A 14,165-nucleotide genomic window follows, 5' to 3' on the forward strand; every position below is an offset into this window, starting at 1 on the left:
CACTGGGGTCTTTAAATATATTAATCATTATTAAGTTGTTGTGATTGAGTAGAATTTTTACGTTTTTTATTTTTAATCATCAAAGCAGTTACCCATGCAGTTATTGGAATACTGAGTGCAACTGCAATGCCTCCTAGTAATATCGACACAAATTCTTGAGCGAAAATTTTAGAATTAATAATATGTCCAAAAGAATAATGTAATTTAAAGAACCAGAAAAATAAAGTTAATTGACCCCCAAAATATGCTAAATAAATAGTATTGGCAGAAGTAGCTAAAATTTCTCTACCTACTCGCATGCCAGAAGTGAATAGTTGTCTTTGATTTAGTTCCGGATTGGTCTCGCTTAATTCATACATTGGTGAGCTAATTGTAATGGCTAAATCTATTACAGCGGCTATAACAGCCAAAACGATTGTAAAAACCATAAACTGTATCATATCAATACCAATATTCATTGAATACACATATGTTTCATCTTGTTGTTCTGTCGCAAACCCTTGAAGATGACCTACCTTAACCGATAGGAAAATAACTAGTATCAATATGAGTGTCGTAATTATTGTACCGATAAATGCTGCTTGTGTTTTAACGTTATAACTATTTAACACGAATAAGTTCACAGCAGCAATAACTATGCAGAAGATAAAAGTTACTAAGTAAATCGGTACACCAAAAATTATTAAAATGATACTAATAATAAGTATGATGAAGTTTAAAAATAGTGTGAAGAAAGAAATGAGACCTTTTTTTCCTCCGAAAATTATCATTAGAACCAAGAGTAATAAGCCTAAAATTGTTATCGCACTCATTGTTTAGCACCTCTCAATTTTAGCAATACTTCCATTAATGCAATGGTAATAGGAATTGTTAACACAATGCCTATGCCACCTGTCATGGCTCTAGCAACTTCTAATGACCAATTCATTGAAATGGTGTAAGTGATTGTATTAGCATTTTTCAAATAAATTAGAAACATTGGTAAACTTCCAGATAGGTAAGAAAAAAGTAAAATGTTGGTCATTGTACCCATAATGTCTTGGCCAATATGACGCCCTGCAAGCGCCCAACGACCCATTGTTATATTTGGAGTACGTTGAAGAATTTCATACATTCCACTTGAAATCGTAATGGCTACGTCCATAATAGCTCCGAGCGTTCCAATTAAGACGGAAGCGAGAAAGACGTCTTTAGGAGGTAGTGTAAGGAAGGTCATTGTTTCATACTTAATCCCGTTACCACCTGTCATTTTAATCACTAATTCTGTAATTCCAACGCAAAGAAATGTACCAATGAGTGTACTTACTATTGTGACGAGTGTACGCATGTGCCACCCAGTTACAAGTAATAGGGTTAACGTTGTCGAGACAATAATCGCGATCGTCATTAATAGGAATAAGTTGATTTGCCCATTTTGATTGTGTATATAGATTGCCCCTATGACGGCAATCGTATTGATGATTAGTGATAATATTGATTGTAAGCCAACTTTTTTACCAACGATGAGTACTGTGAGTAGGAAGATTCCTGTTATTGCCACAACCAAACCATCACGTTTTTTCTCTATAATATTGGCATCACTAGGTTTCTTAGAAATATGTAATAACACTTTGTCATTTTTGGAAAATGACTCCGAGTCCGCTTGAGATTTTACATATTGGTGGTCAATCGTTGCTGTTTGACCTTTAAATTTACCATTCAAAATTTCTAAAGTGAGTTTTTCTTTATATTTAATATCTTTATTGTGTTGTTCATCCGTAATTTTTTCAGTGTGAATAGGATGTACATTTGTAATTTTCCCTATCGGCATATTGTAAAATTTATCGTTAAAAAACGTAAATATAAATAAGCCAAGAAAGATGCAACAAAAAATTATAATCATCCAACTGAAAGGCTGTTTAAAAAAAGATTTGAACTGCATATTTAAACCTCAATTCTCAATTTAGTGTATTAAATTGACATAGTGATTATACGCCCATTAATCAATGATTACAAAAATTTACAAAACGAGTTAATTGAATGATTCGTCGGATTTTATAAATAAAGCGAGTGTGATTAACGAAGTGTTCAACTAAAATTGAGCCGTTTGATTAATCATAGTATGAATATAATGCCATACTAAATCTATATCTTTTTTCTTATTATCATATTTAGTGATGGCGCATATTGTTCTTTTTAATTCAGTATGTGAAAGAGGAATTCGGACCCAATCTTCGCTTTCATTAAGATGAATGTTTTCATTGCTAATAATAAATCCTTTATCTTGACGCACGAGATACTGAGCAAGTTGTTTATTCGATAATGTATACACATTTGCTTTAATTAATTGTTCGAGTTTCTTTTTTATTGAGTTGGCGAAAGGCATGAGACAGTATAGTGATTCATTTTCAAGTTGAGTTAAAAGGGGTTGAGTTGTCAAAGTAATAGGATGGTCTTTAGGCGTATACATATGATATTTCTCTTCGAATAAAGGTGTGACATGAAGTTCTGTCTGTGTTGTTATATCCTTAGTCATTTCAATAAGCCCTATATCGAGTTGGCCCGAATTTACTCGATCTACAATGTGATTATGTTTCAAGAGTTGCGGCGTTATAATACTCTCACTTTGTTGTTCAAAGGATTGCACTAGTGGCAACATCATTTGTGAAATGTCGCCTTCTTCATAACCAATATAAATCGTCCGTTGATCTGTAGAAGCTTTCTGTTTAAATAATTGAATCGTGTGGTCCATTTGTTTGAGAATTTGAGTAGCTTGAGACATGAGTTTCTTTCCCTCGGAGGTGAGGATGATATTCCTACCACTTCTTTTAAAAAGGGTTACGTTCAACTCTTTCTCAAGTTGTGTGATTTGACGACTTACCGCTGACTGCGCAATGTTTAATTCTAAAGCTGCATCTGATATATGCTCACGACGTGCCACTTCTACAAAGTATTTAAGTTGTTTAATCTCCACAATAGCCACTCCTTATTAATTGACGAAAAATTCTAAAATTTAAAATGGTATAAGTGTATTATAGCAGTAATTTGGGTAATTGTTCTATTTTTTAGATGAGTTATATCTAATTTATATATTGAACAGATAAATATATTACATTATAGTAATTATTATCAAACTAAAATTGTCAGAAAATTCTAATAAGAGGAGTGTGCATCATGTACAATGAGAAATTAAAAAAAGGTTTATATGATTATCGTGAAGAGCATGATGCGTGTGGTATTGGATTTTATGCCAATATGGATAATAAGAGGTCTCATGATATTATTGAAAAATCTTTAGAAATGTTACGTCGGTTAGATCATCGAGGTGGCGTTGGTGCTGACGGTATCACTGGTGATGGTGCGGGCATAATGACTGAAATACCATTTAAGTTTTTTGATCAATTAGATGAGATTAATATTCCCGGCGAAGGTAACTATGCTGTGGGATTATTTTTTTCTAAAGAAAAAGTTAAAGATTCGATTCATGAACCCATTTTTAACTCATATTTCGAAAATGAAGGTTTCAAAGTTATTGGTTATCGAGATGTCCCTGTAAATACTAATGCGATAGCTAAACATGTTGCTGATACAATGCCTTACATTCAACAAATCTTTGTAGATATTAGAGGCGTTGAACATGTTGAAAAACAATTATTTTTAGCGAGAAAACAGATTGAGAGATATGGAGAAGAGCAATCACTGGAGTTATATTTCACAAGTTTATCCAAGAGGACAATTGTTTATAAAGGTTGGTTACGCTCTGATCAAATCAAAGAATTATATTTAGATCTTCAGAATGAAACGTTTCAATCTAAATTAGGATTAGTGCATTCAAGATTTAGCACAAATACTTTTCCCAGCTGGAAACGTGCACATCCTAACCGAATGCTCATGCATAATGGTGAGATTAATACAATTAAAGGTAATGTGAATTGGATGAGAGCACGCCAAAATAAATTGGTTGAGACGTTATTTGGAGATGAAAAAGATAAAGTTCATTTCATAGTAGATGAAGATGGAAGTGATTCAGCTATTGTGGATAATGCGCTTGAGTTTCTTTCATTGGCTATGGAACCTGAAAAAGCAGCAATGTTATTGATTCCAGAACCTTGGTTATATAACAAAGCTAATGACAAAAATGTGCGTGCTTTTTATGAATATTATAGCTATTTAATGGAACCATGGGACGGTCCAACGATGATTTCATTTTGTAACGGCGATAAAATTGGTGCGCTTACAGATAGAAATGGTTTACGTCCAGGCCGCTATACGATTACTAAAGATAACTTTATTGTATTTTCTTCTGAAGTTGGTGTAGTTGATGTGCCGGAAGAGAATGTCGCTTTTAAAGGACAACTTAATCCAGGCAAATTGTTACTCGTCGACTTTTTACAAAATAAAGTAGTCGAAAACAATGACTTAAAGGCAGATATAGCTAGCGAATTACCTTATCAACAATGGTTAGAAACATTTAAAATTGATGATCGCTTTGATCGAATAGATTATGAGCCGTCTGATTGGGATGAACATACGTTATTTCGTCTGCAAAAGCAATTTGCCTATACTAAAGAAGATATAAATAAATACATGGTTGATTTAGTTAGTAGCAAAAAGGATCCTATTGGAGCGATGGGGTATGACGCACCAATTGCTGTTCTTAATGATAAGCCAGAATCATTATTTAATTATTTTAAACAATTATTTGCGCAAGTCACTAACCCTCCTATCGACGCTTATCGAGAGAAGATTGTAACGAGTGAAATGTCATATTTAGGTGGAGAAGGTAATTTACTTCATCCTGATGAGACAGCGCTACAACGTATTCAATTGAAGAAACCTGTTATTACTGAGGCACAACTTGCTTCCATAGACGCAAGTTGCTTCAATGTAACCCATCTATCAACGGTGTATACAGGGGAGCTTGAAAGTGCATTAAACTCACTTGGAGAACAAGCAATTGAAGCAGTAAAATCCGGTGCTAAGATTATTGTGCTAGATGATCAAACACTTGTCTCACAGGAAGGTTATGCGATGCCAATGTTACTTGCTCTTAGTCATGTTCATCAGTTACTGATACGTGAAGGATTGCGAATGGAGACAAGTCTTGTAACTCTAACAGGTGAAACTAGAGAGGTACATCATGTGGCATGTCTACTTGGATATGGTGCTAATGCAATCGTACCTTATCTTGCGCAACGTACGATTGAACAATTGACACTTAAAGGACAGTTATCTGGTTCAGTAATTGAGAACGTAGAAACGTATACACGCGTATTATCAGAAGGTGTCATAAAAGTTATGGCGAAAATGGGAATTTCAACTGTGCAAAGTTATCAAGGGGCGCAGATTTTTGAAGCAGTTGGATTATCTCAAGATGTTATAGATCGTTATTTTACTGGAACACAGTCAAAAATATCTGGAATAAGTATTGAACAAATCGACAATGAGAATAAAGCGCGACAAAGTAATGCAACAGATTACTTAGAATCAGGTAGTACATTTCAATGGAGACAACAAGGTCAACATCATGCATTTAACCCTCGTACAATCTTTTTACTACAACATGCTTGTAGAGAAAATGATTATGAACTGTTTAAAGAATTTTCAGAGGCAGTCAATGATAAACGTACAGATCACATACGTCATCTGTTAGAGTTTAAAAAACAAAAAGCCATTGATATTAGTCGTGTGGAGCCGGTAAGTGAAATTGTGAAAAGGTTTAATACTGGTGCTATGAGTTATGGTTCAATTTCAGCTGAAGCGCATGAAACTTTGGCACAGGCGATGAATCAAATTGGTGGTAAAAGCAATAGTGGAGAGGGCGGAGAAGATCCGTCTCGATATGAATTGCAAAAGGATGGAAGTAATAAGACGAGCGCAATTAAACAAGTTGCGTCCGGACGATTTGGTGTAACGAGTGATTATCTCCAACATGCAAGAGAGATTCAAATCAAAGTAGCACAAGGCGCTAAACCAGGGGAAGGTGGACAATTACCAGGGTCAAAGGTCTATCCGTGGATAGCTGAAACAAGAGGTTCAACACCGGGTATAGGATTGATTTCTCCTCCACCACATCACGATATTTATTCTATAGAAGATTTAGCTCAACTTATTCACGATTTAAAAAATGCGAATAAAGAAGCGGATATTGCAGTTAAATTAGTTTCTAAAACAGGCGTAGGAACCATCGCTTCAGGGGTAGCTAAAGCATTCGCCGATAAGATAGTCATTAGTGGTTATGACGGAGGTACTGGGGCTTCACCAAAGACCAGTATTCAACATGCTGGAGTTCCTTGGGAAATAGGACTAGCGGAAACACATCAAACATTGAAATTAAATCATTTACGTAGTCGAGTGAAGTTAGAAACAGATGGTAAGTTACTCACTGGAGTAGATGTAGCGTACGCTTGTGCGCTTGGAGCGGAAGAGTTTGGATTTGCGACAGCCCCACTTGTTGTATTGGGATGTATCATGATGCGTGTATGTCACAACGATACATGTCCAGTAGGAGTTGCTACGCAAAACAAAGATTTACGTGCGCTATTTACAGGTAAGGCGCAACATGTAGTCAACTTTATGTATTTCATTGCTGAAGAACTACGAGAAATTTTAGCTTCTCTAGGTCTAGAGTCAGTAGAGGAGTTAGTAGGTAGAACAGATTTACTACAGCGTTCTTCTAAGTTAACTCCTGGAAGCAAAGCTGCAGCAATTCAAATAGAGAATCTTATCGAACAGTCTGAAGGACCTAATACGAAACAAATAATGCAAGATCATCACTTAGATATCGGCTTTGATTTGAATTATCTATATCCAGATGCTAAGCACAGTATTCAAAATGGACATTCATTCACAGGAAGTTATGTGGTCAACAATGAACAAAGAGATGTAGGCGTTATCACAGGTAGTGCCATTGCACGTCAATACGGAGAAGAAGGTCTCCCTGAGGATACAATATTCGCTTATACAGAAGGGCATGCCGGTCAAAGTCTTGCTGCTTATGCGCCACACGGTTTGACGATTCATCATACTGGTGATGCGAATGACTATGTAGGTAAAGGTTTATCAGGTGGAACAGTTATTGTTAATGCGCCAAATGAAGAGCGAGAACAAGAAATTATCGCAGGTAATGTAAGTTTTTATGGAGCATCAAGAGGAAAAGCTTATATAAATGGTAAGGCGGGAGAACGTTTTTGTATTAGAAATAGTGGTGCTGATGTTGTGGTAGAAGGTATTGGAGACCACGGACTAGAGTACATGACTGGTGGACATGTCATTATTTTAGGAGATGTTGGTAAAAACTTTGGCCAAGGTATGAGTGGCGGCGTAAGTTATATCTTCCCATCAAGTATTGAAGAATTTAAAAAGGTTAATGCACTAGAAACTCTTGAATTTAGTGAGGTTCGCTATGATGAGGAAAAAGCATTAATTAAAGAGATGCTTGAAGCGCATTATAAACATACACGTAGTACGAAAGCACGACAAATTTTGAATCAATTTGAAAATGTAAGCCAATATGTAGTGAAAGTCATACCGAAAGATTACAAATTGATGATGCAAAAAATTGATTTACAAAAACGACGAATAGAACAAGTAGATGAAGCGACACTCGCAGCATTTTATGATGATAGGAAAAGTATTGAAGAAGAATTACAACCAGCAGTAGTTTATTAAAAAAGTGGGGGATAATCATGGGCGAATTTAAAGGATTTATGAAATATAATAAACAGTCTTTATCAGAATTGTCTTTGGTAGATCGTCTTTCTGGTCATGATGCGTTTCAACAACGCTTTACTAAGGAAGATGCCTCCGTTCAAGGTGCACGCTGTATGGATTGTGGCACACCATTTTGCCAAACAGGACAGTTATATGGAAGAGAAACTATCGGCTGTCCTATTGGAAATTATATACCAGAGTGGAACGATTTAGTATATCATCAAGACTTTAAAACGGCTTATGAAAGATTGAGTGAGACAAATAATTTTCCGGAATTTACTGGACGTGTATGCCCCGCGCCATGTGAGAATTCTTGTGTCATGAAAATTAATAGAGAATCCGTTGCAATTAAAGGTATTGAGCGTACTATTATAGATGAAGCTTATGATAATGGTTGGGTTAAACCAAAGTATCCTGAAGAACGTAAAGAGCAAAAAGTTGCAATAGTAGGAAGTGGACCTGCAGGGCTTACAGCTGCTGAAGAACTCAACGTTAAAGGGTACCAAGTGACCGTGTTTGAAAAAGCACATGAACCAGGCGGCTTATTAATGTACGGTATACCAAATATGAAATTAGATAAAGATGTAGTACGTCGTCGTATAGCGTTAATGAAAGAGGCAGGTATAGAGTTTAAAACAAGTGTTGAGATTGGCGTTGATATCAGTAAAGAAGAGCTTGAAGATGCATTTGATGCAATTGTTTTATGTACGGGTTCGCAGAATGCGAGAGATTTACCTTTAGAAGGACGTATGGGCTTTGGTATTCATTTTGCAATGGATTACCTAACTGAACAAACACAATATCTCAATGGAGAAATTGATGAAGTTTCTATTACTGCTAAAGATAAAAACGTTATTATCATAGGTGCAGGTGATACAGGCGCCGACTGTGTAGCGACTGCATTGCGTGAAAACTGTAAATCAATTGTACAATTTAACAAGTATACTAAGCAGCCTGAAGAAATTACCTTTGAAAGTAATACATCTTGGCCTCTAGCCATGCCTGTATTTAAAATGGATTATGCGCATAAAGAATATGAAGCAAAATTTGGTAAAGAACCAAGAGCTTATGGGGTACAAACAATGCGCTATGATGTAGATGGTCTTGGTCGTGTGAGAGGATTGTACACTCAAGTGCTGCAAGAGACATCTGAAGGCATGGTAATGTCAGATGGTCCAGAACGTTTTTGGCCAGCTGATTTAGTCTTATTATCAATTGGTTTTATAGGAACAGAAACAACTATTCCTCATGCGTTTGGTATTAAAACTGAACGTAATAAAATAGTTGCTAATGACATTGACTTCCGAACTAATCATCCTAAATTTTTTGCAGCTGGAGATGCTCGTAGAGGTCAAAGTTTAGTCGTATGGGCAATCAAAGAAGGTCGCGCTGTAGCACGATCTGTTGACCAATATTTAAATAAAAAAATTCTGGTGTAGACACAAAATAATTATATTGACTTTTAATGAACGCTATTATATGATTGTTATTGTGTTCATTGGAGGAATACCCAAGTCCGGCTGAAGGGATCGGTCTTGAAAACCGACAGGGCCTTAACGGGCCGCGGGGGTTCGAATCCCTCTTCCTCCGCCATTAGAATTAAAATCCAAGACTAATAGATATAAAAGGCAAGTACTTATTTTAATGAGTATTTGCCTTTTTTATTTTGCTTTTACCCTCCTCTAACTGAATTGCTCATACATACAAATAGAATTTTTTTAAATTTATCGATTTTTATATATTAGCAATGTGCCTATCATTTCGAAATTTTGAGTTCATTAAAAGAGTAATCTAAACTCATATATAAGTTATTGATGAAATTTTTACGCTTGCAAAGGGATATGAAATTATAGTATTATAAATCTTACCGTGCTAGGTGGGGAGGTAGCGGTTCCCTGTACTCGAAATCCGCTTTATGCGAGACTTAATTCCTTTGTTGAGGGCGCATTTTTGTGAAGTCTGCCCGAAGCACGTAGTGTTTGAAGATTTCGGTCCTATGCAATATGAACCCATGAACCATGTCAGGTCCTGACGGAAGCAGCATTAAGTGGATCCTCATATGTGCCGTAGGGTAGCCGAGATTTAGCTGTCGACTTCGGTAACGTTTATGATATGCGTTCGATACAAAGGTGCACGGTATTATTATGAGATTTAAGCAAATATCACATAGATAAAAGGCTAGGACATATCAGATTGTCGTAGCCTTTTTTATTTTGGCAGTAGTTAACTGATCTGGAAATATGTTTGAACCGAGCTTCTCATACTTCTAAACAACTTTGTCAGCTAGCCCCTACTAGTGATGAATTATAAAAAATTTTATATACAAACCAAGTTGGAGTGGGATAATGAAATTAATTTTTTACAAATTTAAATTTCTATCCCACTCTTCTTTCATTAAATAGATTAATTTTCAATAATTTGTTAAGGTTATAACGAACTAAGCAAATAATATATAACGTGTATTGATATATCATTAAAAAGTTGATAGAAAAATTGGAGGATACATGCAAATATTTTTAAGCACTTTAACTGAAGTTGATTATGAACGATCACTTGATAGCATTGAACAAAATTATGATCAAGACCCAGAGATGAGTTGGAAAGAACGTGCCAGAGTTAAGAATCTCAGAAAATCCGAGAATTATAATTCTGAATTAGAAGTTATTGCTAAAAATGATACGAACGATGTCATTGGCCATGTCTTATTAGGAGAAATTTTATTAGTTTCTAATAATCATCAAACTACTGCACTAGCAGTTGGAGCTTTATCAGTACAACCAGATGTGCGTGAACAAGGACTAGGAAAAGCTTTAATGCAAGCAGTAGAAGAGCGTGCCAAAGCTGAAGGGTATCCAGCAATTTTTGTTCATTGCTATACTGAATTTTTCAATCACATAGGATACGTTGATGCGAAACAATACGATATTGTTATGGAAGAATTAGGTAACGATGATACCTTAAGTGTGAAATTTTTAACTTCATACATAGCATCACTTCATGGTATGACTGTTATGTTACCTGAAGTATTTGATTAATTTTTTCATTGAAAAGAATTGTTACGAACATGATATAATGATGAGTAATTGTTAATGGAGGTGTTACAGTGGATTACCAAGCTTTGTATCGAATGTATAGACCGCAAAGTTTCGATGATGTTGTTGGACAAACACACGTCACGAAAACGTTACGTAATGCCATCTCTAAAGGTAAACAATCACATGCTTACATTTTCAGTGGACCCAGAGGAACTGGGAAGACAAGTATCGCTAAAGTGTTTGCCAAGGCGATTAATTGCCTTAATAGCGATGATGGAGAACCTTGTAATGAGTGTGCGATTTGTAAAGGTATTACTCAAGGTACAAATTCTGATGTGATTGAAATTGACGCGGCGAGTAATAACGGTGTGGATGAGATTAGAAATATAAGAGATAAGGTGAAATACGCACCAAGTGAATCCAAATATAAAGTATATATTATAGATGAGGTACATATGTTAACGACGGGGGCGTTTAACGCCTTGCTTAAAACTTTGGAAGAGCCTCCTAGTCACGCGATATTTATTCTAGCGACTACAGAACCACATAAAATTCCTCCTACTATTATCTCTCGAGCACAACGTTTTGATTTTAAAGCGATTAGTATGGATCAAATTGTAGACCGCCTAAAGTTCGTAGCTGAATCACAGTCACTAGAGTATGATACTGCAGCATTAGAATTTATTGCTAAAACTTCAGAAGGTGGTATGCGTGATGCTTTAAGTATCATGGATCAAGCGATTGCTTTTGGGGACGAGCGTTTGACACTACAAGATGCGTTAAACGTGACTGGTAGCGTTGATGAAGCGGCATTAAATGATTTGTTCAAAGATGTTGTTGAGGGGAATGTTAAAGAAGCTTTTGGTAGATATCATCACTTTATTTCAGAAGGAAAAGAAGTGAATCGACTTATTAACGACATGATTTACTTCGTTAGAGATACGATAATGATAAAAACATCAAATGAATCAATTGAATATGATGCTTTAGTTAGTTTTGAATTAGACACACTATATCGTATGATTGATATCATTAATGATACACTTGTTTCAATTCGTTTTAGCGTTAACCAAAACGTTCATTTTGAAGTGTTACTAGTTAAACTTGCGGAAATGATTAAAGCGCAACCACAGACTGTTCAGAATATGGCTACAACAGCTGTAGCTACTGAACCTGATAATGATGTACTGCTTCAACGTATGGAGCAACTTGAAAATGAATTAAAAACACTGAAAGCGCAAGGTGCTTCGAATAGTGGTCAAACACAACAACCGAAGAAACCTACACGTACAGTTCAACGCTCTAAAAATGCATTTTCAATGCAACAAATAGCTAAAGTATTAGATAAAGCTAATAAAGAAGACATAAAATTATTAAAAGACCACTGGCAAGAAGTGATTGATCATGCTAAAAGTAATGACAAAAAATCATTAGTAAGTTTACTCCAAAACTCAGAACCAGTGGCAGCGAGTGAAGATCATGTGTTAGTTAAGTTTGAGGAAGAGATTCATTGCGAAATTGTAAATAAAGATGATGAAAAGCGTAACAATATAGAGAGTGTAGTTTGTAATATAGTAAATAAAACGGTGAAAGTCGTTGGTGTACCTTCGGATCAATGGTTAAGAGTTAGATCTGAATATATTCAAAATCGTAACGCTAATGGTGAAAATAACAGCGAGTCAGGAGAGGCACAACAGCCAGCACAAGTTGATGTGGCACAAAAGGCTAAAGATTTGTTTGGTGAAGAAACAGTACATATGATAGACGAAGACTGATACATGACAAGCAATATATTCGTATGTATAATATAATAAAAGCTAATTTTTAATAGAGACTGTTTAATTTCAAGGAGGAAATGATATTATGCGCGGTGGCGGAAATATGCAACAAATGATGAAACAAATGCAAAAAATGCAAAAGAAAATGGCTCAAGAACAAGAAAAATTAAAAGAAGAACGCGTTGCTGGAACAGCTGGTGGCGGTATGGTTACTGTAACAGTTACTGGCCATAAAGAAGTTGTAGATGTAGAAATTAAAGAAGAAGCAGTAGATCCAGATGACGTTGAAATGCTTCAAGATTTAGTATTAGCTGCTACTAATGAAGCGATGAATAAAGCTGACGAGTTAACTCAAGAACGTTTAGGTAAACATACTCAAGGCTTAAACATCCCTGGAATGTGATAACACATGCAATATCCAGAACCAATTTCTAAACTTATAGACAGTTTTATGAAACTGCCAGGCATTGGACCTAAGACGGCTCAACGTCTGGCTTTTCATACTTTAGATATGAAGGAAGACGATGTTGTTCAATTTGCTAAAGCACTGGTAGATGTTAAAAGAGAACTTACTTATTGTAGTGTTTGTGGTCATATCACTGAAAATGACCCTTGCTACATTTGCCAAGATAAGCAACGTGATCGTTCGGTCATTTGTGTAGTTGAAGATGATAAAGACGTTATAGCGATGGAAAAAATGCGCGAGTATAAAGGTTTATATCATGTTCTACATGGTTCAATATCACCAATGGATGGTATAGGTCCAGAAGATATTAACATCCCAGCATTAGTTGAGCGACTAAAAAGTGATGAAGTTAAAGAACTTATTTTAGCAATGAATCCCAACTTAGAGGGAGAATCTACAGCAATGTATATTTCGAGATTAGTGAAGCCAATTGGTATTAAAGTAACACGTTTAGCACAAGGACTATCGGTTGGTGGAGATTTAGAATACGCAGATGAAGTTACGTTATCTAAAGCGATTGCTGGTAGAACTGAAATGTAGATTTAAAATTAATAAGAACGGGCTATAAATACCCAAAGGAGTAATAGCGCAAAGATGTTGTGAATTAGAAATCATCTTTGTGCTTTTTATTTTAATAATAGGGATTCTATAGATTCATGTTTTTACTGTAAATTCTTAGCTAAGTTTTTCAAGAGTTGCTTATATGTGATTTTTAAATAGCATATGTGATTGGTTAGTAATTAAGGGGATAAAAATTTTAGATATATTATAAGTTTAAATTTTATGTCCCTGAGTTTTCCTAAATAAGAGGAAATAATTCATTAAACGTAGCGTAGAGAGGATAATGAATTTATGTTTTATAACTAAAACGGCTGACATTATTAAAGTAGTTGAGACTATGAAACAATAATGAAGTAACTAACTTCAAAAAAATAAAATTTCTTTAAAGTTTGTGAAATGGCTATAGTAAGATTGTATAATTTATCGCAAAGTTCATATTTTGCCTCTAAAAACGATAGTTATTTCGATATAAAATCATAAAGTTCGGTTATTGGAGATATAGTGTAGTGATTTTGTTAAGCTAGTGTAAATTTTACTGTTGTTAAAACTCTCTAAAGCCTGTATAGTATTTATTTGTTGAGCGAAACAAATCAACTTAATTCTAAAAAAGACAATAAAATTAATTATAAAAAG

Annotated in this window: 9 protein-coding genes, 1 tRNA gene and 1 other RNA gene; 8 read left to right on the forward strand and 3 right to left on the reverse strand. The window is 35.2% G+C overall.

Going from position 1 to position 14,165, the window contains the following annotated elements; genetic code table 11:
- Positions 1 to 20 precede the first annotated feature (20 nt).
- From CM54_RS10385 to gltC, 3 genes are all read right to left on the reverse strand, one after another.
- Positions 21 to 812 (reverse strand): YibE/F family protein, encoded by a 792-nt coding sequence (locus CM54_RS10385; RefSeq protein WP_002434556.1) that lies wholly within the window; start codon positions 810 to 812, stop codon positions 21 to 23.
- Entirely contained in the window at positions 809 to 1,921 is a 1,113-nt protein-coding gene (locus CM54_RS10390) for a YibE/F family protein (protein WP_030061234.1), read from the reverse strand. The genes CM54_RS10385 and CM54_RS10390 overlap by 4 nt, the downstream gene beginning before the upstream one ends.
- A gap of 150 nt (positions 1,922 to 2,071) precedes the next feature.
- Complete coding sequence (gene gltC / locus CM54_RS10395) at positions 2,072 to 2,953, reverse strand: glutamate biosynthesis transcriptional regulator GltC (protein WP_037550977.1); 882 nt, start codon at positions 2,951 to 2,953, stop codon at positions 2,072 to 2,074.
- 200 nt (positions 2,954 to 3,153) lie between these two features.
- Here gltC and gltB point away from each other — a divergent pair, with 200 nt between their 5' ends.
- From gltB to recR, 8 genes are all read left to right on the forward strand, one after another.
- Complete coding sequence (gltB, locus tag CM54_RS10400; protein ID WP_037550979.1) at positions 3,154 to 7,650, forward strand: glutamate synthase large subunit; 4,497 nt, start codon at positions 3,154 to 3,156, stop codon at positions 7,648 to 7,650.
- Between the two features lie 17 nt (positions 7,651 to 7,667).
- Positions 7,668 to 9,131 (forward strand): glutamate synthase subunit beta, encoded by a 1,464-nt coding sequence (locus tag CM54_RS10405; protein ID WP_037550980.1) that lies wholly within the window; start codon positions 7,668 to 7,670, stop codon positions 9,129 to 9,131.
- Positions 9,132 to 9,192: 61 nt separating this feature from the next.
- A tRNA-Ser gene (locus CM54_RS10410) sits at positions 9,193 to 9,285 on the forward strand.
- Between the two features lie 274 nt (positions 9,286 to 9,559).
- Positions 9,560 to 9,829: signal recognition particle sRNA large type (gene ffs / locus CM54_RS12430), an RNA gene on the forward strand.
- A gap of 367 nt (positions 9,830 to 10,196) precedes the next feature.
- Positions 10,197 to 10,727 (forward strand): GNAT family N-acetyltransferase, encoded by a 531-nt coding sequence (locus CM54_RS10415; protein WP_037550982.1) that lies wholly within the window; start codon positions 10,197 to 10,199, stop codon positions 10,725 to 10,727.
- Positions 10,728 to 10,795: 68 nt separating this feature from the next.
- Positions 10,796 to 12,502, forward strand: a complete 1,707-nt coding sequence (gene dnaX, locus CM54_RS10420) for a DNA polymerase III subunit gamma/tau (RefSeq protein ID WP_037550984.1) — start codon at positions 10,796 to 10,798, stop codon at positions 12,500 to 12,502.
- A gap of 88 nt (positions 12,503 to 12,590) precedes the next feature.
- The gene (locus CM54_RS10425; RefSeq protein WP_002434018.1) at positions 12,591 to 12,908 is read left to right on the forward strand and encodes a YbaB/EbfC family nucleoid-associated protein; all 318 of its coding nucleotides are present in this window, start codon (positions 12,591 to 12,593) and stop codon (positions 12,906 to 12,908) included.
- A 6-nt stretch (positions 12,909 to 12,914) separates the two neighbouring features.
- On the forward strand, positions 12,915 to 13,511 hold the full coding sequence (gene recR, locus CM54_RS10430; protein WP_002434514.1) for a recombination mediator RecR: 597 nt from the start codon (positions 12,915 to 12,917) through the stop codon (positions 13,509 to 13,511).
- The last annotated feature ends 654 nt before the right edge of the window (positions 13,512 to 14,165 follow it).

The sequence above is a fragment of the Staphylococcus sp. TE8 genome, assembly GCF_000692055.1.
In the GTDB taxonomy this organism is placed as follows: domain Bacteria; phylum Bacillota; class Bacilli; order Staphylococcales; family Staphylococcaceae; genus Staphylococcus; species Staphylococcus capitis.

Excerpts from the sequence above, each read along its gene's own strand:
- recR (WP_002434514.1), top strand. The coding sequence starts at position 12,915 with ATGCAATATCCAGAACCAATTTCTAAACTTATAGACAGTTTTATGAAA.
- CM54_RS10385 (WP_002434556.1), bottom strand. The coding sequence starts at position 812 with ATGAGTGCGATAACAATTTTAGGCTTATTACTCTTGGTTCTAATGATA.
- CM54_RS10390 (WP_030061234.1), bottom strand. The coding sequence starts at position 1,921 with ATGCAGTTCAAATCTTTTTTTAAACAGCCTTTCAGTTGGATGATTATA.
- gltB (WP_037550979.1), top strand. The coding sequence starts at position 3,154 with ATGTACAATGAGAAATTAAAAAAAGGTTTATATGATTATCGTGAAGAG.
- CM54_RS10425 (WP_002434018.1), top strand. The coding sequence starts at position 12,591 with ATGCGCGGTGGCGGAAATATGCAACAAATGATGAAACAAATGCAAAAA.
- CM54_RS10405 (WP_037550980.1), top strand. The coding sequence starts at position 7,668 with ATGGGCGAATTTAAAGGATTTATGAAATATAATAAACAGTCTTTATCA.
- CM54_RS10415 (WP_037550982.1), top strand. The coding sequence starts at position 10,197 with ATGCAAATATTTTTAAGCACTTTAACTGAAGTTGATTATGAACGATCA.